This window comes from Streptomyces sp. NPDC002476, assembly GCF_042889785.1.
GTDB lineage: Bacteria > Actinomycetota > Actinomycetes > Streptomycetales > Streptomycetaceae > Streptomyces.
In genome coordinates this window covers 259,465-279,661 of the sequence record NZ_JBIARH010000005.1, presented here as the reverse complement: position 1 = coordinate 279,661, position 20,197 = coordinate 259,465, and the positions used below count along the sequence as shown (strand labels likewise).

General features: G+C 71.4%; 17 protein-coding genes and 3 pseudogenes. 7 read left to right on the top strand and 13 right to left on the bottom strand.

Going from position 1 to position 20,197, the window contains the following annotated elements; genetic code table 11:
- Positions 1 to 107: 107 nt before the first annotated feature.
- Together ACFYXM_RS08595 and ACFYXM_RS08590 are read right to left on the bottom strand one after the other, a co-directional pair.
- Positions 108 to 344, bottom strand: a complete 237-nt coding sequence (locus ACFYXM_RS08595; RefSeq protein ID WP_389288111.1) for a hypothetical protein — start codon at positions 342 to 344, stop codon at positions 108 to 110.
- A 47-nt stretch (positions 345 to 391) separates the two neighbouring features.
- Positions 392 to 1,927, bottom strand: coding sequence for a hypothetical protein (locus tag ACFYXM_RS08590; RefSeq protein WP_389288109.1), 1,536 nt, complete (start codon positions 1,925 to 1,927; stop codon positions 392 to 394).
- A 411-nt stretch (positions 1,928 to 2,338) separates the two neighbouring features.
- Between ACFYXM_RS08590 and ACFYXM_RS08585 the strand changes: the two genes are divergently transcribed.
- Complete coding sequence (locus ACFYXM_RS08585; RefSeq protein WP_389288107.1) at positions 2,339 to 3,028, top strand: hypothetical protein; 690 nt, start codon at positions 2,339 to 2,341, stop codon at positions 3,026 to 3,028.
- 187 nt (positions 3,029 to 3,215) lie between these two features.
- Here the strand turns inward: ACFYXM_RS08585 and ACFYXM_RS08580 are convergent, their stop codons facing one another.
- Positions 3,216 to 4,493, bottom strand: coding sequence for a M6 family metalloprotease domain-containing protein (locus ACFYXM_RS08580; RefSeq protein ID WP_389288105.1), 1,278 nt, complete (start codon positions 4,491 to 4,493; stop codon positions 3,216 to 3,218).
- A 351-nt stretch (positions 4,494 to 4,844) separates the two neighbouring features.
- Between ACFYXM_RS08580 and ACFYXM_RS08575 the strand changes: the two are divergent.
- A pseudogene (locus ACFYXM_RS08575) lies at positions 4,845 to 5,099 on the top strand (TetR/AcrR family transcriptional regulator); the annotation flags it as partial.
- A gap of 115 nt (positions 5,100 to 5,214) precedes the next feature.
- On the opposite strand, the gene ACFYXM_RS08570 reads toward ACFYXM_RS08575, so the two are convergent.
- Positions 5,215 to 5,727, bottom strand: coding sequence for a MarR family winged helix-turn-helix transcriptional regulator (locus tag ACFYXM_RS08570; RefSeq protein ID WP_389288103.1), 513 nt, complete (start codon positions 5,725 to 5,727; stop codon positions 5,215 to 5,217).
- A 135-nt stretch (positions 5,728 to 5,862) separates the two neighbouring features.
- Here ACFYXM_RS08570 and ACFYXM_RS08565 point away from each other — a divergent pair, with 135 nt between their 5' ends.
- Positions 5,863 to 6,642, top strand: a complete 780-nt coding sequence (locus ACFYXM_RS08565; RefSeq protein ID WP_389288101.1) for a dioxygenase — start codon at positions 5,863 to 5,865, stop codon at positions 6,640 to 6,642.
- 510 nt (positions 6,643 to 7,152) lie between these two features.
- Positions 7,153 to 8,151, top strand: coding sequence for a sigma-70 family RNA polymerase sigma factor (locus ACFYXM_RS08560; RefSeq protein WP_351520644.1), 999 nt, complete (start codon positions 7,153 to 7,155; stop codon positions 8,149 to 8,151).
- Between the two features lie 168 nt (positions 8,152 to 8,319).
- On the opposite strand, the gene ACFYXM_RS08555 is transcribed toward ACFYXM_RS08560, so the two are convergent.
- Entirely contained in the window at positions 8,320 to 9,312 is a 993-nt protein-coding gene (locus ACFYXM_RS08555; RefSeq protein WP_389288099.1) for a helix-turn-helix transcriptional regulator, read from the bottom strand.
- 104 nt (positions 9,313 to 9,416) lie between these two features.
- Here ACFYXM_RS08555 and ACFYXM_RS08550 point away from each other — a divergent pair, with 104 nt between their 5' ends.
- On the top strand, positions 9,417 to 11,150 hold the full coding sequence (locus tag ACFYXM_RS08550) for an MFS transporter (protein WP_389288097.1): 1,734 nt from the start codon (positions 9,417 to 9,419) through the stop codon (positions 11,148 to 11,150).
- 211 nt (positions 11,151 to 11,361) lie between these two features.
- Here the strand turns inward: ACFYXM_RS08550 and ACFYXM_RS08545 are convergent, their stop codons facing one another.
- The 3 genes from ACFYXM_RS08545 to ACFYXM_RS08535 form a co-directional block, all read right to left on the bottom strand.
- Positions 11,362 to 12,132 carry a DUF6227 family protein gene (locus tag ACFYXM_RS08545; protein WP_389288095.1) on the bottom strand — a complete coding sequence of 257 codons (771 nt, stop codon included), beginning with the start codon at positions 12,130 to 12,132 and terminating at the stop codon, positions 11,362 to 11,364.
- A gap of 395 nt (positions 12,133 to 12,527) precedes the next feature.
- Entirely contained in the window at positions 12,528 to 13,562 is a 1,035-nt protein-coding gene (locus tag ACFYXM_RS08540) for a P1 family peptidase (protein WP_389288301.1), read from the bottom strand.
- Between the two features lie 289 nt (positions 13,563 to 13,851).
- Entirely contained in the window at positions 13,852 to 15,000 is a 1,149-nt protein-coding gene (locus ACFYXM_RS08535; protein ID WP_389288093.1) for a low temperature requirement protein A, read from the bottom strand.
- Between the two features lie 217 nt (positions 15,001 to 15,217).
- On the opposite strand from ACFYXM_RS08535, the pseudogene ACFYXM_RS08530 reads away from it, so the two are divergent.
- Positions 15,218 to 15,539, top strand: a pseudogene (locus ACFYXM_RS08530) (hypothetical protein).
- A gap of 21 nt (positions 15,540 to 15,560) precedes the next feature.
- On the top strand, positions 15,561 to 15,770 hold the full coding sequence (locus tag ACFYXM_RS08525; protein WP_389288091.1) for a hypothetical protein: 210 nt from the start codon (positions 15,561 to 15,563) through the stop codon (positions 15,768 to 15,770).
- Positions 15,771 to 15,830: 60 nt separating this feature from the next.
- Here ACFYXM_RS08525 and ACFYXM_RS08520 read toward each other — a convergent pair.
- The 5 genes and pseudogenes from ACFYXM_RS08520 to ACFYXM_RS08500 all read right to left on the bottom strand — a co-directional run.
- Positions 15,831 to 15,992: pseudogene (locus ACFYXM_RS08520) on the bottom strand (large conductance mechanosensitive channel protein MscL); the annotation flags it as partial.
- Between the two features lie 435 nt (positions 15,993 to 16,427).
- Complete coding sequence (locus tag ACFYXM_RS08515; protein ID WP_389288089.1) at positions 16,428 to 16,979, bottom strand: hypothetical protein; 552 nt, start codon at positions 16,977 to 16,979, stop codon at positions 16,428 to 16,430.
- Positions 16,980 to 17,453: 474 nt separating this feature from the next.
- A complete protein-coding gene (locus ACFYXM_RS08510; RefSeq protein ID WP_389288087.1) occupies positions 17,454 to 18,287 on the bottom strand; it encodes an S-methyl-5'-thioadenosine phosphorylase in 834 nt (277 codons plus the stop codon).
- A gap of 97 nt (positions 18,288 to 18,384) precedes the next feature.
- Positions 18,385 to 18,738: an FmdB family zinc ribbon protein gene (locus ACFYXM_RS08505; protein WP_389288085.1), complete on the bottom strand. Its 354-nt coding sequence runs from the start codon at positions 18,736 to 18,738 to the stop codon at positions 18,385 to 18,387.
- A 66-nt stretch (positions 18,739 to 18,804) separates the two neighbouring features.
- Positions 18,805 to 20,088: an MFS transporter gene (locus ACFYXM_RS08500; RefSeq protein WP_389288083.1), complete on the bottom strand. Its 1,284-nt coding sequence runs from the start codon at positions 20,086 to 20,088 to the stop codon at positions 18,805 to 18,807.
- Between the last annotated feature and the right edge of the window lie 109 nt (positions 20,089 to 20,197).

Sequence of the window (20,197 nt, the reverse complement as noted above, 5' to 3'; positions counted from 1 at the left end):
GTGCCCGGGCGCAGCCGCGGGTGGGTCCCGGGCGTGGCGGCGTTCGCCCGCGGCGCGCGTCCGGCCGGAGACGGCGGGCCTGCCCGCTCCGAGGCGTCGACGGGGCGTCAGGGGCTGGCGCGGTCGAAGCCGTACCTCAGAGGCTCGCTCCGCACCCGGGGGTCGCGACGGTAGACGTAGAGCGCCTCCACCTGTATGTCGCCCGATGGTGCGTCCAGTTGGCACGGGTACGTCACCTGGAGCACCCCGGGGCGGTCGGTGACCCGCGTCCGCAGTCCGTCGGCGGGGCCACCATCGAGAACCGCGTATTCCCAGCCGGTCATGTCGTTCGTATCCGCTGTCATGATTTAACCATTGCGCAATCCTTTAAGTTTTTGGAGTGGGTGAGGGGTCACCAGTCGCCACCCCCGAAGTCGCCTCCGAAGTCGCCCCCGCCTCCGAAGTCGCCCCCGCTCCCGAAGCCGCTTCCTCCGTCGAGGCCGCTTCCCTTGTCGAAACCGCCTCCGAAATCAGCGGAGTCGAAGTCGGCGCCGGTGAACTCGCCGCCCCCGGGCGTGTCGCCGCCGGACGGCGGGGTGTCGGCGAACGCGGTGGATGCGCCGAGTGCCGAACCCAGCACCGTGCCCACGAGCAGCCCGCCCACGGCGCCCGCGGCCGCGCCGAAGTAGCCACCGGCCCAGGGGGAGTATGCGGGACCGGCGTTCCAGTAGGGCTGCGGACCCTCGGCGGTGCTGACCTGACGGATCATTGGTTCCTGCCCGGACGTCAGAAGTTCGGCATCGACGCGGCACGCGGGCACGCCGCGGGGCGTGCCGCCCGGCGGGGTCCACGACACGTCTTCGGCCGAGGGGCCGTGACGGGGGTCGAAGAAGCAGGGGACGCGGCGCTCGGGCAGCGGTGTGCCGTTGCGGCGGGCGGTCAGGGTGGCGAGTGCGAACCGTCCTTCCGTCAGTGTCTCGGTCACGGCCCGGACGTCCTGTGGCGCGGAGGCGGCCGCCATCAGTTCCTTGGCCCGGTCGTACGCGTCCAGGGCGCGGGTGTAGTCCTGTCGCATCGCGTCGTCGGCTCCCGGCTCGGAGGGGCGGAAGTCGAGCCGGTCCAGTTCCTCGCCGAACGCGGTGATGTCCTCGTCGACGACCACGCGCAGGGCGTCCAGTTCGGCGCGCTCGCGCTTCTTCCGGGACCGGCGGTACCAGGCGTAGCCCCCGCCGACGGCCAGTGCGACCGCGCCGACGGCCAGCAGCGGCCCCGTCCCGCCGCCGCCCTCGCCGGCCCCGGACCGGTCCCAGGTGTCCGGCGCCCGGCCTGCGGCCTGGGCGGTGGCCCGGTCCACGAACGCGGTCAGCATCCCGGCGGGGTCCCCGGAACGGGAGCGCTTGACGGCGCCGGTCAGATTGCCGACCGCGTCGCGCGACATCACGGAGGAGTCCGCCTTTGCGTCGAAGCCGTCGCCCAGGCGTACCGCGTACACACCGGCGACGCCGACCAGGGTGCGCAGGTCCCGCATCAGGGTCCCGGGCGGGAACTCGGCCGTTTCGGGCAGCACAGCGACGAACACCGGCCTGTCCGCGTCCTCGATCTTCTTCGCGAGTTCCTCGGCGTCGGCCTCGGAGAGCTTGTCCCGGGCGCGGGGATCGACGTACACGGGGCTCTTCCGCAGGGCCTCGGCCACGGTGCCGAGCCCGGTGTCCGTGGCGTGCGCGGTCGCGGGGGTGATGGCGAGCAGGGCCCAGACCGCCAGAGCCAGGGCCAGAGCCAGGGGGAGAGGCAGCGGCGAAGTCCGTGCCAGGGGCGGATCCGGGGTCGGGCACGGAGGGAGTGGCAGGGCTTCGGCCACCAGGGCGGTCGGTACGACCGGCAGGGCGTGCGCGGTCTCGGCGGTCGGGGCGGAACCGGGTTGTGGTGGCGTCCGGCGGGCGACAGGCATGCGACTTCCTCCTCGTGCGACGGGGCGCGGCTGCGGCGGCTCCCTGCTGCGGCGGCTCCCTCGCCAACAATTGCTCAGTTGCGTAATCTAGCAAGTAAGATGGGGCCGTGGTCGGGGTCGTCGAGCGGCCGGATGGCTCCGGCGGCGGCGGGGAGACGCTTTAGAAATTGCGCAATCCGGGAATCATTGGGGAGGGTCGAGAGGTGCGAGGGCGCCTGGGGCGAGGCCGAAGCCGCGCGGATCTGTCCGAGCCGCTTCACTGGTGATCCACGGCCCGCGGCCCGCCGGCGCGGTCTGTGGCCCGTGACTCCGGGCCGTGGCCTCGGGCCGTGGCCTCGACCTGTGACCCGTGGCGTGACCTGTGACCCGTGACCCGTGGCCTGTGTGGACTTCACCTACCGAGGAAGACTCGTGGACCATTCGGATTTGCTGCGCGCAGAGGACCTGCCCGCATTCGAACGCATCCTGGACCGTGCGCTGGGCTCACCCCTGATCCAGGAGGGGCGGCGCCGCAACCCGGGGTCGCCCAACAATGAACAGCTGCGCACCCGGGCACTCGGTGCGCGTACCGCGATCGCGGCTTCGGCCGCCGCCGAGTACCGCGCCTACCGCCAACTCCTCGATGACTCGGGCAATGTGGCGAACGCGCGTGGTGCCGTACGGCGCGAGTCCGGCGCCGGTACGGCCGTCAGGGGCAGTGCGCTGCACGCGGTGGCCGTGCTGGTGCCGGGGCTGTCCGCCACGGCCGCCGCCGTGTTCGGGGTGATCGGTTTCGGTTTCCGGGCCGTCGGCAGTCACTCGCACCTCGCGGAGGTGATGCTCGGCGCCGGGGCGGTCGCGGCCGGGGTCGCGGTGGTGACGGTGCTGGCCGGTCTCGTCGGACTGCTCGTGGTGGCGGCGGGCAATCGCTCGACGAAGCCCGACGGGGACGCCGAGGTCGACCGCGCGCGTGAGGCATGGCAGGGGGCGTTGCTCGAACGAGGGGCGCTGCCCTTCCTCGTCGACGCGATCCACCCCCCGTCCTCCGGTGCCGGCGGCGTCGAGGTGGGGACGGGTGGGACGGGAACAGGGGCGCAGCCGCACACGCGGCCCTGCCCGTAGCCGCACGCGCGGCCCTGCCCGCACCGATGCCCGTGAGCGTGCCTGTACCGCGGTCCTGCCCGTACCCCTACCGGTGCCGGTACCCCTACTGGTGCCGGGACCCGTACGCGTACGCCTGCCGGTTCTCTTGCCCGTACCGGTTCTGGTGCCAGTACCCGTACGGGGGGGTGCCCGTACCCGCAACCGTTCACGGGCGGCTTATCCGGACCCGGTAGCTCCCCTCGTCGTCCTTCCCGACCACGGATATGCGTATGCCGGTCGCCCGGTCGGTGAAGGTCTGGCCGGGGCGGAAGGTGGCGTCGGAGAGTTCGGTGTGGACGTTGGGCACCCGGGTGCAGCCGCCGCTCTTCTTGGTGCTGTCCGCGACCGACACCGGGCCCTGCCCGGTTTCGACATTGGAGCTCACCCTGTAGATCAGCACGCCGGGACGGCAGACCTCCTCGTCGTTGCCCGCCCTGGTGCGTACCTCCACCGCGTAGCCGGACTCGGCGCTCGACGGCACGAACGCCAGCTTCGTGCCGCCCCGGGTGGCCAGCGGTTCGAGCACGTGGTCGCTGGTGCCGGATTCGGCGGCGCAGTCGATCTGGCTGTTGTCCAGCCAGCCGAGCTTCCACTTGTGCCAGCCCAGCAGGTCGTTGTCGGCCCCCCAGTCCTCGGACATGATGTCCCAGTGCCCGACCGCCCCGCCGCCCTCCATGGTGTAGAGGTCGGGGAGGCCGAAGACGTGGCCGTTCTCGTGCGGCAGGACGCGGAACCCGGTCCGTTTGTACGACCCCGAGCCGTCGTCCTGGCGGCTGTAGATGAAGGACGTGTTGGCGAGCGGGACGCCGTCCGCGTGCGGGGCGTTGGCATTGCCGGCGAAGGTCACGGACAGGACCGTTTCGAGCGCGGGGGGACCGGCGTTCGGCGTGACCAGGACGTTGACCAGGTCGTACGCGCTGAAGTCCACCTTCGGGTCGGCGGCGGCGACGATGTCCTGGACGAGGTGACGGTAGCCCGGCTCGTACGGTGCCCCCCGGTCTATTCCGTACTCGGCGAACGGCAGCGGCATCCGCAGCCAGGTCTTCACGGGGGCGTCGGGGACGTAGGTGAGCCGCCCGTACGAGGCGGTCCGGAACCAGGCGACGGTTTGCGGGAAGAACTCCGCGAACCGGTCCATCGCCGGTTCGGTCCCCCGCGCGTCAGGAAAGTCGATCATCAGGCTGAGGGCGCGCACCTTGCCCGTGGAACGGGCGTACCCCTCCGGAGTGGGAATGCCCTCCGACATCTGCACCCCCATGGTCGCCGGTATCCGGCACGCGGCTATGCCCGCCGCCCGAGGCTCGGCCACCGGTCCGGCCGAGGCCGGGCTGGGAATCGGAAGGCTGCTGCTGGTCGAGGCGACTGCGGCGATGACCAGGGCCGTTGCCGAGGCGAGCGCGATCGGGCCGCGATGCCCGCGTATCCGGTGGCGGGGATGTTCCATAGAGGCGCCTCGGGGTCCGCGGCAGTCGGCCGGACCCGACTGCGCTCTTCGATCAGCCTGTGGCGGGGGTCGAGGCGCCGCTCGCTGGGTGCGCCGATCGGATGGTTTTCCGGCCGGGAGGTGTGCTTCGAGTCGCATCGTGCTGAGGAGATAAGTGAAGGCTGTTTCCCGTTTGAATTCCCCGTTTGAAGCTGTCTCCTCTCCGAAGCGGGGAGACGTTCCCCGGTGGTCCGGCTCCCCTGTGGTCCGGTTCCCCGGTTGCGGAAGGCCGCAGGGCGAGGAAGCCGTGGAGCCGGGAAGCGCGGGGTCGAGGAAACAAGGACAAGCACGAGGAAAGGAAGGACCGCCGTCGTGGAGACCGACGCCTGTGCCGCGAGCGGAGCGGTGCGGCCCCGTACGGCCCGTTCGCGGGCCGACGCGTTGCGCAACCGGGAGCGGATCGTGACGGCCGCGCGCGAGACGTTCGTCGAGTTCGGTTCCGATGTGCCGCTCGACGAGGTCGCCCGGCGCGCCGGTGTCGGCGACGCCACGCTCTACCGGAACTTTCCCGGCCGGGCCGCGCCGATCCACGAGGTCGTGCTCGCGGTCACCTCCCGTACCACCGAGCTGTGGCTCCGCCCCGGTTCCGTACGGTGGAACCGGGGCGGAGCAGAGCCACGCCACGGGTCGGCTGCCCGCCGAGCCACTCGACGACCACTCGCCGAACCGGTCGACGAACCGCTCAACGCAGCCAGGGCAGATCCGCGTCCGTGTCCTCCGGCTGCAGTCCGGCGGCGATGACCTGCATGATCTCGCCGAGCGAGCGCACCTGCTCGGGCGTGAGCCGGTCGAACATCGCCTGCCGTACGGCGCTGACATGGCCCGGCGCGGACCGGGCGAGCATCTCGTACCCCTGGTCGGTGAGGACCGCGTTCTGGCCGCGCTTGTCGGACGGACAGTCCTCGCGGCGCACCCAGCCGTTCTTCTCCAGCCGCGCGACGGCGTGCGAGAGCCGCGAACGGGTGATCTTGGCGTCCATGGCGAGCTGGGTCATCCGCTTCCGGCGGCGCGGCGCCTGGGAGAGCTGGACGAGCAGCCCGTAATAGATGTGCGGCATGCCGGCGTCCCGCTGCAGCTGGCGGTCGAGATGGTCCTCCAGAAGGGTGGTGGCGTGGAGATACGCGCGCCACGTTCTCTGCTCTTCGTCCGAGAGCCAGCGCGGTTCGCCGGGGTGTGCCGAGGTCATGGACTCCACTGTAGACCTTTTCTTGAAAGTTTAACTAGATAGAGCTAAGGTCTCAGGGAGTAGGAGCTTGAACATTAAAGAACTCTTCCTTCTCAAAGAGACTTCTAGAAGACATACCTTGAGCAGCAGCGGATGGGGAGTGCCATGACTGTCGCCGCGGAGCGGATGCCCGCCCTCTACCTCTCTCACGGTGCGCCACCGCTGGCCGACGACCCGGTCTGGCCCGGCGAACTGGCCGCCTGGTCCGCCGGGCTGCCCCGGCCCCGCGCGATCCTGATGGTCTCCGCGCACTGGGAGGAGGCGCCGCTCGCCCTCGGCGCGACGGAGACGATCCCGCTCGTCTACGACTTCTGGGGCTTCCCGGAGCACTACTACCGGGTGCGGTACGCCGCTCCGGGCGCGCCGGAGCTGGCGGAGGACGTGCGCAAGCTGTTGCGGCGCGCCGGTACGCCGGTCCAGGGCATGCCCGATCGCGGGCTCGACCACGGCGCGTACGTACCGCTGGTGGAGATGTTCCCGGACGCCGACGTCCCCGTGCTGCAGATCTCCCTGCCGACACTGGACCCGCGCAAGCTCATGGATATCGGGCGCAGGTTGGCGCCCCTGCGTGACCAGGGCGTCCTGATCGTCGGCAGCGGCTTCTTCACCCACAACCTCGCCGCACTGCGCCATGCGGGCGGTGTCCCCGGCTGGTCGGCGGAGTTCGACGACTGGGGAGACCGGGCGCTCCAGGCGCAGGACGTCGACGCGCTGCTGGACTTCGAGCGCAAGTCTCCGGCCGGGCGGCTGGCGCACCCGCGCACCGAGCACTTCGCGCCCCTCTTCGTGACGCTCGGCGCCGCGGAGGGCGAGCTCGACCGGGGCCGCAGTGTCATCGACGGGTTCTGGATGGGGCTCGCGAAGCGCTCGGTGCAGTTCGGCTGAGGGGCCGTGGGGTCCGCGGGCCTCGAAGCTCATAGGGCCTACTGGGGCCGGGGCCCGGTCGCTTCTCGTGTCCGGCGCCGCTTCTCGTGCCCGGCCGCATCCCGGTACACCGCAATCCGGATCCGGGCCCGGCAATCCGGAACCGGATCCGGCAATGCGGACATCCCGAGCAACCAGGCGACGGTACGGGCCGTCTTTCGAGCCGGGAACGAAAACGCGACAGTCGCTGTTCGGGTGTGAAGGGGTCCGTAATCGAATGTGACCGCGGTCTCACATGCCTCATGGCTGCAGATGTCTGCGAGTGTCGCCAGATCGCCTTCGATACCCGGCCTGACCTGCACTTCTTTGTGATCGTCCGGCGCGATCGTCCCCTTCGCGGCGAGACAGGGTACTGCATGATCCCGAAATTGAATGCCGGGCATGGGAATTCTGTCCTGATTCCAGTCGTTGTTTCCATCGGATGCAGGGCACCCGAGAGGGTGTCGCGACCTACTCAGCAAGGGAGCTCGCATGGCAACCCGTGCCGTCGCCCGTCGTTCGTCCTCCACCGGTGGGACCAACCGGGCAAGCAGTGTTCGCGCGGCGGGCGGAGAGATCGCCGATCGCGACCTGGTCGGCATGTACCTGGACGAGATCGCGCGTACGCCGCTGCTCGATGCCGCCAGGGAGGTCGAGCTGTCCCAGGCCGTCGAGGCCGGTGTCTACGCCCGGCAGATACTCGACGGCGAGGTGGAGAGCGAAGCCGGCGGGGCCACGCGCGAGGAGCTGGAGGCACTGGTCGCCGAGGGCGAGCGAGCCAAGGACGTGTTCATCCGTTCCAACCTCCGCCTGGTGGTCGCCGTCGCCCGTCGCTATCCGCGGGCCGGGCTGCCCCTGCTCGACCTGATCCAGGAAGGGAACGCGGGCCTCGTGCGCGCGGTCGAGAAGTTCGACTACGCCAAGGGCTTCAAGTTCTCCACGTACGCGACATGGTGGATCCGCCAGGCCATCACCCGTTCCATAGCCGACCAGTCCCGCACGATCCGGCTCCCCGTCCACCTGGTGGAGGAGCTCGGGCGGATCCGCCGCGTGCAGCGCGAGTTCAACCGCGAGCACGGGCGCGAGCCGGAGCACACGGAGATAGCCGCCGAGCTGGACTCCACGCCGGAGCGCGTGAGTGACGTCCTGGACTGGGCCCGCGACCCCGTCAGCCTCAACATGTCGGTGGACGACGAGGGCGAGACGCAGTTCGGTGATCTGCTGGAGGACACCTCCGCGGTGTCGCCCGAGCAGTCGGTCATGACGCTGCTGCGCAGCGAGGAGCTGGACGACCTGATCGGCAAGCTCGACCACCGCACCGCGTCCATCATCCGCATGCGGTACGGCATCGAGGACGGCCGCGAGCGGACCCTCACCGAGGTGGGCAAGCAGCACGGCCTGACCCGCGAGCGGATCCGCCAGATCGAGAAGCACGCGCTGCTCGAACTGAAGCGAATGGCCCGCGACACGGGTTTTGACGCCGCGGCGTGAGGGGTTGTCCAGTAACCTCCGGAACAGGTCGCCTCGCGTGACCCCCGGTCGTCGCCTCGCGCGACGCCCCGGTCTCCGACTCGCATGAGGTCGTGAGGCCCTGAGCGTCGCTCCGCGCGACGCCCCCGAGCCGAGTCCCGGCGCCCACCCCCCCCCTGGCGCCGGGGCTCATTCCTTTGCGTCGGCCGGTTCGGCTGCGGGCCCTGCCGTGGCGCGGTTCAGCCGGGCGCTCAGATCGCTCAGGTACGTCACCAGCGCCGCAGGCTCATGAACGGTGAACTCGCAGTCCACCAGGGCCAGTCGGAGGGCCACCCACTCCAACGAGTCCGTCAGCGTCGCCCGCAGCCGACAGCCGCTCCCGCCGGTCGGTTCCAACGGGCGGAACGAGGGCGGCAGCCGGGCCGCCACGAAATCCGCCGGGGCCGCGAAGCTCACCTCGACCGTCAGCTCGGGCTGCCGCCGGGTGATGGAGCCGCTGAGAAACTCCGCCGCGTCCCCCGTCGGCAGCTCGCGCGGGGTGAACCGGGCCCCGGTCGCGAACGGCTCGCTGACCCGGTCGACCCGGAACGTACGCCAGTCCGCGCGCCCCAGGTCGTACGCGACCAGGTACCAGCGCCACCCCGCGCTCACCAGCCGGTACGGCTCGGCCTCGCGCCGCGTCTCGGCGCCGTCGCCCGCGCGGTAGGCGAACCGCAGCCGCTCCCGCCCGGTGACCGCCGACGCCATCACCGTCAGCGTGCGCGGATCGATCGTCGAGCCGTCGCCCCGGGTCAGCGGCACCGTGGCGTTCTGCAGGGTCGAGACCCGGTGCCGCAGCCGCGACGGCAGCACCTGTTCCAGCTTCGCCAGCGCCCGTACGGACGCCTCGTCGACCCCCTCGATGGCGTGCCCGGCCCCCGCCCGCAGCCCCACCGCGATGGCCACGGCCTCCTCGTCGTCGAGCAGCAGCGGCGGCATGGCGGTGCCCGCGACCAGGCGGTATCCGCCGATCGAACCGCGCGTGGCCTCGACCGGATAGCCGAGCTCGCGCAGGCGGTCGATGTCGCGTCGGATGGTGCGGGGGCTGACGGCGAGCCGCTCGGCGAGTTCGCTGCCCGGCCACTCGCGGGGCGTCTGGAGGAGCGACAGCAGATTCAGCAGTCGTGCCGGCGTGCTGGTCATGGGCTCACTCTCGTGTCGGATTCGGTCCGGTGCAGTCGGTGACCCGGTCAGGGTGTCCGCACATTGGGTCATGAACTGACCTAATGGACATCTAGCTTCTTCTCATGCCTTCTTCCGCAACACCGCCGACCCCGGCGTCCGGTTCCCCGGGCGCTTCGGCATCCGCGGCCTCGGCCGCTCCGGATTCGTCCAGTGCTCCGGTCGCACCGGCCCCGCCGAGTGCCTCGGCCGCTTCGGACCGGCGACGCTGGTTCGCCCTCGCCATCGTGATGACCGCGGCCTTCATGGACCTGGTCGACGTCACGATCGTCAACGTCGCCATCCCGAGCATCCGGCAGGACACCGGTGCCTCGTTCAGCTCGATCCAGTGGATCACCGCCGGGTACTCCCTGGCCTTCGCGGCCGGACTGATCACCGGTGGCCGACTGGGCGACATCCACGGCCGCAAGCGGCTGTTCCTGATCGGTGTCGGCGGCTTCACACTGGCCTCCGCGCTCTGCGGCTTCGCCGTGAGCCCGGAGATGCTGGTCGCCTCGCGGATCCTCCAGGGCGGCACCGCCGCGCTGATGGTCCCGCAGGTGCTGTCGATCGTGCACGCCACCTTCCCGGCACACGAACGCGGCAAGGTCTTCGGTCTCTTCGGCGCGATCGTCGGGCTCGGCGCGATCATGGGGCCGCTGCTGGGCGCGCTGCTCACCCAGTGGAACATCGCCGGCCTCGAATGGCGGCCGATCTTCCTGATCAATCTGCCCGTCGGTGCCGCCGCCCTGGTCCTGGGCAACAGGTTCATCACCGAGTCCAAGGCGCCTCAGGCGCTCCGGCTCGATCTGGTCGGTGTCGCCCTGGTGACCCTGGGGATGCTGATGCTGATCTACCCGCTGACCCGTGGGCGGGAGCTGGGCTGGCCGCTGTGGGGCCATGTGTCGATGGTCGGCAGCCTGCTGGTGTTCCTGGTGTTGGTGCTGTTCGAGCGGGCCAAGGCGCGCAGGGGCGGTTCGCCACTGGTGGAGCTCTCGCTGTTCCGGTTCAAGAGCTTCGCGGCAGGAATCGCCGTTCAGCTGACCTTCGGCATCGGGCTCGGCATCTTCTTCCTGGTCTGGACGCTCTACATGCAGATGGGGCTCGGCTGGACCGCGCTGCGGGCGGGGCTGACCGGCGTGCCGTTCTCGGTCGCCGTCTCGTGCGCCGCCGGGGTCTCCGTACAGAAGCTGGTGCCCCGGTTCGGCCGCAAGGTCCTCCAGGCGGGCGCGCTGCTGATGATCGCCGGTCTGCTGCTCTACATGGCTGAGTCCGAGCGGTACGGGATGGGCATCACGTCCTGGCAGATGGTGCCGCCGCTGGTGGTCATGGGCCTCGGCATGGGCCTGATCGTGGCCCCGCTGACGGACGCGGTGCTGTCCGAGGTGCCGAGGGAGCACTCCGGATCGGCCTCCGGCCTCATCAGCACCGTTCAGCAGATGGGCAACGCGCTCGGGCTCGGGCTGGTCGCGGTCGTCTTCTTCGGATCGATGGGCGACCGGCTGGCACCGCAGGAAGTGGGACCGGCCTTCGCGGAGGCGTTCCGGCACTCGCTGTGGTGGGTGATCGGAGTGCTCGCGCTGATCGTGCTGGTGATGTTCGCGCTGCCCGCGCGCCCGAAGCAGCACATGGAGGGCGGCGACGAGGCCGTGGACGGCGACCTCGCGGGCGGGGGAGCCGCAGGTGGCGCGGATGCCGGTGTCGGAACCCACGCCGGTGTGCATGCCGGTACCGCTGCCGGTGCCGGGATTCGGACCGATGGCGGCGCCGCACCCGGGGCCGACGCCGCGTCGGACAGGAAGCCCGCGCTGCTGCCGTGAGGTCCTGAAACCGAGGGACCGGATGGTGCCCGCGCCCTACGGGGTTCGGGCACCATTTTGTGCGTCGTCCGTCCGGCCCCGGAGGCTCATCCGGCCCCGGAGGCTCATCCGGGACCGGGACCGGGACCGGGACCGGGACCGGGATTGGGCCGGGGGGCGAGCCCGGGGCCGGGGACCGGGGAGGAGGTCGGGGGCGTCCGTTCCTCGCCCGTCAGCAGATGCGCGTACGGCTCTCCATGGCGCCGCGCGCGGAGTCCTCGTCGGTGTACACCTCGCACATGTGGCGGCCGTCGGGCGTGGCCGTGTGCTCGACCTCCCACAGGCTCGTCTCGCTGCCGTCCAGGAGGAGGAAGGCGTGCTCGTACAGCGTGAATCCGGCGTTCCGCCCGCCCACTTGGCACTGGCGGCCGAAGACCTGGGTGATGTGGTGGGCGAAGGCGGCACGCAGCAGCCGGGCGGTCTCCTCGCCAGGGCCGTCGTTGTTCTCCGCGCGGCGCAGCACGCGGCGGGCATGGTCGGCGGAGTTGTCCGGGGCGTACGTCCGGGGCATCGGGGCCGGGGAAGCCGCCATCAGGACCGTGAGCGTGTCCAGATCGGTCTGCGGCCCGTCGTCCCCGAACAGCGGAACGTCCCCGAGGCCGTCGGCCAGCCGGGCGGCGGCGACCTGGGCATCGGCCTCGTCGTCGTACAACTCGTGGTGTCGGAACTCGGGTTCGGTCCGGGAGCGCGGGTCCGTCACACCCCGCGGACCTGTGTGCACCAGCTCCCACAGCGAGAGGGTGGTGCCGTCGGACAGCAGATACGTGTGCCGGTGGGTCTCCCGATGGAGCACGGAACTGTGGTGCGAGGAGTGCAGGGAACTGCTGTGGGCGAGCGCGGTACCGAGTCTTTCGACCGTACTGTCGGGCAGGTCGAAAGAGTTGAGTGCCCGTCGCAGGAGTCGCTCGAGGTGTTGCTCGGTTGTCTCGTACGGATCGCTCAAGGTGCTGTCTCCAGGCCGTTGCCGCGTGTTACTTGATGCGTGCTTAACGTAGTCCCTGGGTCCGACATCGTGACCGGGGTTCAGGAAAACGATTGGCGCGCGGGGATAGTTCCTGGTGGTTCGTCCGAACTTCCCTTCCCCGCAGGGGAGTCGAGGCCGGGCGGGTGTGCGAGGACGGGCACGCGACGGCGACGGACGCGCGAGGACAGCGGGCACATGACGGTGGTGGACACGTGACGGCGCGGACCCACGACGGCGGCGGACCCACCACAGGGGCCGACTCCTGACGGCGGCCGACTCACGACGGCGGCGGACCCACCACAGGGGCCGACTCCTGACGGCGGCCGACTCACGACGGCGGACGCGCGAGACGGCTGCGGGGCGGTCGTCCGCGCTCATACGGGCGGCCGAGGCCCGCCATAGAGATCGCTGTACGAGGGATGGCCGGTGCCGAGGTCGCGGCCCATGGTCCCCCGCGCCGCCCGGACGGCCTTCACGACGGCACGGGTCAGACAGTCTGCACCGGCCGCCAGCAGCTCGTTGAGAGCGACCGGGTTCCGCGGGTCCAGCGGCCGGGCACCGGTGGCCAGCGTGAAAACGGTGTCCCCGTCGGTCAGTAGATGCACGGGGCGTATGGCGCGCGCCAGGCCGTCGTGCGCGGTACCCGCGAGCTTCTGCGCCTGGGCCCGGGTGAGATCGGCGTCCGTACCGACGACCGCCAGCGTGGTGTTGAGCGGAGGGGGCGCATCGGCCCCCCGGGCCTCGGCCAGGCGCCGGAGTGCCGCGCGATGGACCTCGGGCGCCGGGACCGCGGGTGGTTCGGCGGCGCCGTACTCCCCATACAGCACGCCCGTACGCGGGTCGACCACCGAACCCGCGGCGTTCACCACGACGAGCGCGCCCACCGTGATCCCGGACGCCAGCCGCACGCTCGCCGTGCCCACGCCGCCCTTGAACTGCCCCGCGACCGCGCCCGTACCGGCGCCGACACACCCTTCGGGGACCGGCGCCCCCGGCTCCGTACCGGCCGCGTCCTCCACCGCCGCGCGTCCGGTCGAGGCATCCGGACGGGCCCGCCAGTCACCTCCCCGTCCCAGGTCGAAGAGGCACGCGGCCGGCACCACCGGCACCACCTGCGCCGGATCGGGGCCGACGCGCACCCCGCGCCCCCGTTCCTCCAGCCAGGCCATCACGCCGGACGCCGCGTCCAGCCCGTACGCGCTGCCGCCCGTCAGGACGACGGCGTCGACGCGCTGCACCAGATTGCGCGGATCGAGCGCGTCCGTCTCCCGGGTGCCGGGACCACCGCCGCGCACGTCGACGGCCGCGATCGCGCCGCCCTCGGGGGCGAGGACGACCGTGGTGCCGCTCAGCGCGCCCGCGCCCGTCACCCGCGCATGGCCGACGAGCAGCCCGGCGACATCGGTCAGCGCGTCGCGCGGCCCGCGACCGGCCGGGCCGCTTCCGGCCGGGCCGCTTCCCGCGGGCCCGGTTTCGGACGGGCCGGTGGCGAAGACGCTGCGCTCCGCCGGGCCGGTCGGGGCGGTGCCCGACCGCTGCGGGCCCCCGGCCGCGGGTTCCCGCCGTCTCTGTGGATCTTCCGCCGTCACCGCACACTCCCTGTCCTCGGCCCCACCGTTGATCCCCTCACAGCCTTCTGGCCGCCATGGCCCTCTTACCGCCGTCACCCGCCCCCGTCGCCCTCCACCCGCCGACCGCTCACTGCGCAGCGGCGGTCCGACGGGACAGCAGCTCTCCCGCGGCCACGGTTGCCGCCGCCACCAACCCCGCCGCGAACACTGCCCACGCCCCGGCGAACGTGCAGGCCAGGATCGCCAGTGCGGCCACGGGGAGCGACAACTGCTCCGCGAGATCCCGCTTGAAGTGACGGGCGTGCAGGGCCCACACCGCCAGGAAGAAGATCGCGGACGGCACCGTGACCGCACCGGCGGCCACCGTGTCCGAGACATGGGCCTTGCCCACGGCCTCCGCCGCCGCGACCTCGATGCCCGCGCCGATCGCCGCCGCGGAACCGAAGATCAGGTAGTGCCCGTATCCCCAGACGAACGATTCCCTGCTGCTGAGAAGGTACTCGTGGATCGGCACGGCGAAGTAGATCCACCAGGCGGAGAAGACGATCAGCAGCCCGCCCGCAGTGAGCGGCAACAGGTCGCCGAACGCGTCGTGCTCGGTCATCGCCTCCTGAACCGCGACCGTGGCCGCCGCGATCGTCTCGCCCAGCACGATGATCGTGAACAGGCCGTAGCGCTCGCCGATGTGGCGGGCGTGCCAGCTCGTCGTGCGGTCGCGTTCGGCGATTGCCGGCACCGACAGCTCCGCCAGCACGAGCACGACGAACACGGCGGCACGCGCGCCTCCCCTGTTCTCGGTCAGGAACAGCATGCCGATCCAGCCCAGTTGCACCACGGTGATGCCCACGGCGTACCGCAGCGCGACGCGGCGCTCGGCGCCCCGGGTGCCGTGGGCGGCTCGTAGCCACTGGCTGGTCATGGCGAGCCGCATCACGACGTAGCCCGTGACGCCGACCGTCCAGTCGCCCGAGTCGAAGGCGCGTGGCACCCCGGAGGCGAAGACGAGCACACCGGCGATCTGGACGAACGTGACCACGCGGTACAACGCGTCGTCGGTGTCGTAGGCCGAGGCGAACCAGGAAAAGTTGACCCAGGCCCACCAGATCGCGAAGAAGACGGCCGCGTAGCTGACGACTCCGGTGGCCGCATGACCTTCGGAGACGGCGTGCAGCAGCCGCCTGCCCGCCTGGGCCACAGCGACGACGAAGCAGAGGTCGAAGAGGAGTTCCAGCGGGGTCGACGTGCGATGTATCTCGGTGCGGTTGCGAGCAGTCATCGTGGGCATGGGGAACAGCACACCAGACCGGAGCGGATGCGAGGTGGGCGGCATGCCGCAGGACGGGTCCGCGCCCGGACCGTGAGCCGCGCCCCGGACGGACGAATGCCTCACCCCGCCGAACCGTAAAACGGGACCGACTGTTGCAAATATCCCTACGGTGGCGAGGTGACCGAGCCACCAGACGACCTCGGGGCGGCAGGACGGCCCGCCCCCGGTGCCCGCACCGACTCCCCGGGGCCGGGGCTTCCAGTGCTATCCACAGATCCGGGTCACCAGCGGCTACGGTGACCCGCGCGCCCGGCACACCGGCCCCGCTCCGGGTGCGGGAACCGAACAGCAACCCGAGCTCCTCGAAGCTGACGGCTCGGCTGGTCCTGGCGATGACCGTGGTCGTGGGGCAGCTCTGGGGGCTGACAGCGGTCGTCGACGCGTGGACGGAGGGCGACACCGGTTCTGCCTGGTGGGGTGCCGGCTTTCTCTGTTTGTCGTTCCTCGTGGTGCTCGGGCTGTGGAGGCTCGCACCGGAGGATCGCTGACCGCCGCCGTACCCTGGAGTCATGAGCACCGCCCCCGCCCCCGGCCCGCGCGATTCGAAGCCGTCGCAGCCGGATCAGCAGAAACCGAGACCGGCTCTGGTCTTCGACGATCCGTTGGACCAGCAGTCCGCGGACGATACGGACCGAGGGTGGGGCGAGCGGGCCCCGGCCGGTGGTGGCGCTGCCGAGCTGGCGCGCTTCCTGGACGAGAAGCCGCCCCATCACATCTGAGCCCCCCCGCTCGGGCGTGGGTCGGCGGCGCTGCCGCCGGTGCTTCTGGCCTGCGCCTCGCTACCGGCCCTGATTCCCGCCGGAATCCTCGCCATGAGCCCTGCCTGTCGGGCCGCCGCGCTGCGAGACGAGGGCGTCGCGGATCTTCTTCAGGACCTCCAGCTCGCTCACCTCCAGCGTTTCCTGCACGCCCTCCTTCGCCGCCTGCATGGCCGCTCCCCTGGGAAACACCCGATTGGGGCCTTTTAGGGCGCGTTTCGAAAGTCCCGCCCGGCCCGCGGCGCCTGGCGCGACGCCTCGCCACGTTGTCGGGATCGTCCGCGTACGCCCGGTGCGAGGGCGACTCTTCGCCTTGCGATGCACTGCACCGGACGCCGCGGGCCCCGCCCTTCGGGCGGACGACGCTACTTTCGAAACGCGCCCTAGTGCCGTGACCGGCAACGTTTGCCCCGTCGCGCCACCTGGCACGCGCGCTCGCGGCGTTGGCCAAAAGCCCACGTAGCCCTTCCCCAAGCTCTCGACTTCGTTCGAGCAGGGGAGGCCCCATCCGAGGGCTTCCGGCCGCCTTGCGATCGCACGCACCAGGCGCCGCTCCTTCCGGGCAAACATTGCCGGGCACGGCACTAGTTCTGTTGTGGTGTCGATGGTTCGCGTGAATCAGCACAGGACCACCGCCAGCCTGGTCGAGATTCCGGCACCGGCCAGCGAGGCGGCCGTGCTCCGGGGGACGGACAGTACGATCAACGCACCGTCCTCCGCGAGACCTTCGGCCGATCCTTCTGGCACGTCCGCCACGAGCGCGCCCTTCGCCAGGACCCGGACCCCGTCCAGGCCCTCGCCCCGGCCTCCGCCGTGGTCTTCGTCCCGGATCCCGTCCCGGTCTTTCTGTCTCCCGACGGCGATGACGTCGACGCGGTCCCCCGGCCGTAACAGCCGCACCGCCCCCGCGTCAGCGATCCGTACCGGGGCGGACACCGACGGGGCCGTCCTGCGGACCCGTTCCGGCGCGACCCCGGCCGTACCTCCCGCGCTTGTTCCGACGCCCTGCGCGGCATCGCCGTTCATGCCGCCTCCGGCCAGTCCCGTCGCCGCCAACGCGGCGGCCGTCACGGCGAGCCCGGCGGCCAGGGCGTGACGTCGCCGCCACAACGCCCGCCGCAGTCGGCGCGCACCGCCTCCGCCCACCCGCAACGGCTCGAACGCCGGCACGCCGCAGGGCGGGGGAGCGGACGCCGGGGGCCCCGGAGCGGGGACGGCCGGGGAAGCCTGGGAAGCCGTGGGTGACCCAGGTGCCGGAGCCGGCACGGACGGTGCGGACGGCGTCGACGGGGCGGCCGACGTGTGCGGCCCGGGCGACGGCAAGGACGACACCAACGGCGGCAGGGGTTGGTGCGACGGGATATTCCGCGCCGAAGGAATCGACGAGGGGAAAGAGGACGGGAACGGCGAAGGGAACGAGGACGGGCGCATGGCCAACACCACCTGCGGAGAGGAGTTCCGGACGAACACCCCTCACGATCCACAGTCCGCGCACTTCTCGCTGAGGCCTGTGGACGGCCGCGGCGTTGTGGACAACTCGGTCACCCACTCGCGCCGCGACCGTCCCACCGCGCCGCTCCCGTTACGCCGCTGCCGTCCGCCTGTTCCCTTTCGCTGTTCCCTTTCGCCCGCCCGTTTCCCCCGCTACGGAAGCTCGACCCCCGGGTCGAGACCGTCCAGCGCGCGCGAGCACGGGCAGTCGCGGTCGGCCTCCGCGGGCAGAGCGCCCACCATGTCGAAGAGCACCGCGCGCAGCCGGTCCACATTGGCCGCGAACACCTTCAGCACCTCGTCGTGCGAGACGCCCTCCCCGGCCTCCGCCCCCGCGTCCAGGTCCGTCACCAGCGTCGTCGTCGTGTAGCAGAGGCCCAGTTCACGGGCCAGGACGGCTTCCGGATGCCCGGTCATCCCGACCACCGACCAGCCCATCGCGGCGTGCCAGCGCGATTCCGCCCGGGTGGAGAAGCGCGGTCCCTCGACGACGACCAGCGTGCCCCCGTCCACCGGCTCCCAGTTCCTGGCGCGAGCCGATGCAAGCGCCGCCCTGCGCCCCGCGGGGCAGTAGGGATCGGCGAAGCCCAGATGGAGGACGTTCGGCACCGTGCCGTCGGCCCGGGGCTCCCCGTCGTAGTACGTCTGAGTCCGGCTCTTGGTGCGGTCCACCAACTGGTCGGGAACGAGCAGGGTGCCCGGTCCGTACTCCGGACGCAGCCCGCCCACCGCGCACGGGCCGAGCACCTGACGTACGCCGACGGAGCGCAGCGCCCACATGTTGGCCCGGTAGTTGATGCGGTGCGGCGGCAGGTGGTGGCCGCGTCCGTGGCGGGGCAGGAAGGCGACCCGGCGACCGCCGACCTCGCCGAGGAAGAGGGAGTCGCTCGGCCGTCCGTACGGGGTGTCCACGCGCACCTCCGTGACGTCCTCCAGGAAGGAGTACAGGCCTGAACCGCCGATGACACCGATTTCTGCGTTCACCATGCGATCACACTAGCGGCGGGCGAAAACGCCGAGGGACCCCATCGAACGGAACGATGGGGCCCCAGGAAGCTCTGGGAGCTCGGAGAATTCTGGAGGCTCAGGCGGCCGACGAACCACTCGTCGAGGACGCCGAGGACGACGACCCGGCGGACGAGGAGGAAGCGGACGACTTCGAGTCGGAACCCGTCGACGAGGAAGACGAGGACGAGGAATCGGACGAAGCGGAACCGGAGCCCTTGGCCGAGGACGACGCCGGGGAGCTGCTCGACGAGGAGCCACGGCTGTCGTTCCGGTAGAAACCGGAGCCCTTGAAGACGATACCGACCGCCGAGAACACCTTCTTGAGGCGTCCGTTGCAGCTCGGGCACACGGTCAGGGCGTCATCGGTGAACTTCTGCACCGCCTCGAGGCCCTCGCCGCATTCGGTGCACTGGTACTGATAGGTCGGCACTTGCTCCTCCTGGCACTCTCACTCAATGAGTGCTAACGACGTTCCATAGTGACGTATTCCGTCGGTTCAGTCCACCGTGACCGACGTCCGGTGACCGATACCACGTGCCACGGCCCGTCCCGCGACGGTGGGTGCCAGCCTCGAACGCAGTGTCACCAGGGTCGCGAGCGCCAGCACGGTCCCCACCAGCGGCACCAGGAAGCCGGCGCTCGCGCCGTGGGCGTCGGCGAGCCGCCCGGCGACCGTCACCGCTGCCGCCTGGCCGAGCGCGACCGAGCCCGTCAGCCAGGTGAACGCCTCGGTCCGGGCGGATCCCGGAACCAGTGTGTCGACCAGCGTGTAGCCGCCGATCAGGGCCGGTGCGATGGAGAGCCCGGCCAGCAGTCCGAGCCCGGCCAGCAGGAACACGGAGTGCACCGCCCACAGCCCGGAGACGGTCAGGGCCAGCGTCGTGTACCCCACGATCAGCCGACGCCGCGGCCCGTTCCGCCAGGCGATGGCGCCGCAGGCGATCCCGGCCAGCATGTTGCCGGCCGCGAAGACGCCGTACAGCAGACCGTTCGCGCCGGGCCGGCCGATCTCCTCGGCGAACGCGGTCAGCGAGACCTGCATGCCGCCGAAGACCGAGCCGATCCCGAGGAACGCCACCGCGAGCACCCGCACACCCGGTACGGACAGGGCGGAGGCGTGCCGCTCGGAGGTGCCGCGAGCGGCGGCGCGCACCGGCGGCTGGGTGCGGTGCTGGGCGGCGAAGAGCAGGCCGCCGACCAGTGTCAGCGCGGCCTCCGCGATCAGCCCGGCCGCCGGGTGCACGCCGGTGCACAGCGCGGTGGCGAGCACCGGGCCGATGACGAAGGTGAACTCGTCCGTCACCGACTCGAAGGCGGCCGCGGTGGACAGCAGGGGCGACGCCTCACGGCCCGGAGCCGCGCCCAGTACGGCCGCCCAGCGGGCCCGTACCATCGGGCCGACCTGGGGAACGGACGCGCCGGTCGGCACGGCCGCGGCGAACAGCGCCCACAGGGGCGCGTCGGCCAGCGTCAGCGCCGTCAGTGCCGACACGGACGCCGCGTGCGCCAGGACGCCGGGCAGCAGTACGGCGCGCTGGCCGAAGCGGTCGGCGAGTTTGCCGGTCTGCGGAGCGAACAGGGCCATCGACACACCGGTCACGGCGGCGACGGCGCCGGCGCTGCCGTACGAGCCGGTGGTGTGCTGGACCAGCAGCACGATGCCGATCGTCAGCATCGCGAAGGGCTGTCGTGCGGCGAAGCCCGGAAGGAGAAACGTCCACGCACCCGGTGTGCGCAGCAACTGCCCGTAACCGGGGCGTTCGGTGACCGTGGACGCCACGGCCCATGCCTTTCCGCCGCCTGGTGGCCGAGCGTCCGCAGGTCCGGGCCGGCACGGGCGGTGCGGGCTCGGGCGGGCGCTGCCGAGAGCTGTCCTCTTCGCGCGGAAC

Coding starts and splice junctions, on each gene's coding strand:
- ACFYXM_RS08595 (WP_389288111.1), bottom strand. CDS start 344: ATGACAGCGGATACGAACGACATGACCGGCTGGGAATACGCGGTTCTC.
- ACFYXM_RS08590 (WP_389288109.1), bottom strand. CDS start 1,927: ATGCCTGTCGCCCGCCGGACGCCACCACAACCCGGTTCCGCCCCGACC.
- ACFYXM_RS08580 (WP_389288105.1), bottom strand. CDS start 4,493: ATGGAACATCCCCGCCACCGGATACGCGGGCATCGCGGCCCGATCGCG.
- ACFYXM_RS08565 (WP_389288101.1), top strand. CDS start 5,863: ATGACTGTCGCCGCGGAGCGGATGCCCGCCCTCTACCTCTCTCACGGT.
- ACFYXM_RS08560 (WP_351520644.1), top strand. CDS start 7,153: ATGGCAACCCGTGCCGTCGCCCGTCGTTCGTCCTCCACCGGTGGGACC.
- ACFYXM_RS08555 (WP_389288099.1), bottom strand. CDS start 9,312: ATGACCAGCACGCCGGCACGACTGCTGAATCTGCTGTCGCTCCTCCAG.
- ACFYXM_RS08550 (WP_389288097.1), top strand. CDS start 9,417: ATGCCTTCTTCCGCAACACCGCCGACCCCGGCGTCCGGTTCCCCGGGC.
- ACFYXM_RS08535 (WP_389288093.1), bottom strand. CDS start 15,000: ATGACTGCTCGCAACCGCACCGAGATACATCGCACGTCGACCCCGCTG.
- ACFYXM_RS08525 (WP_389288091.1), top strand. CDS start 15,561: ATGAGCACCGCCCCCGCCCCCGGCCCGCGCGATTCGAAGCCGTCGCAG.
- ACFYXM_RS08510 (WP_389288087.1), bottom strand. CDS start 18,287: ATGGTGAACGCAGAAATCGGTGTCATCGGCGGTTCAGGCCTGTACTCC.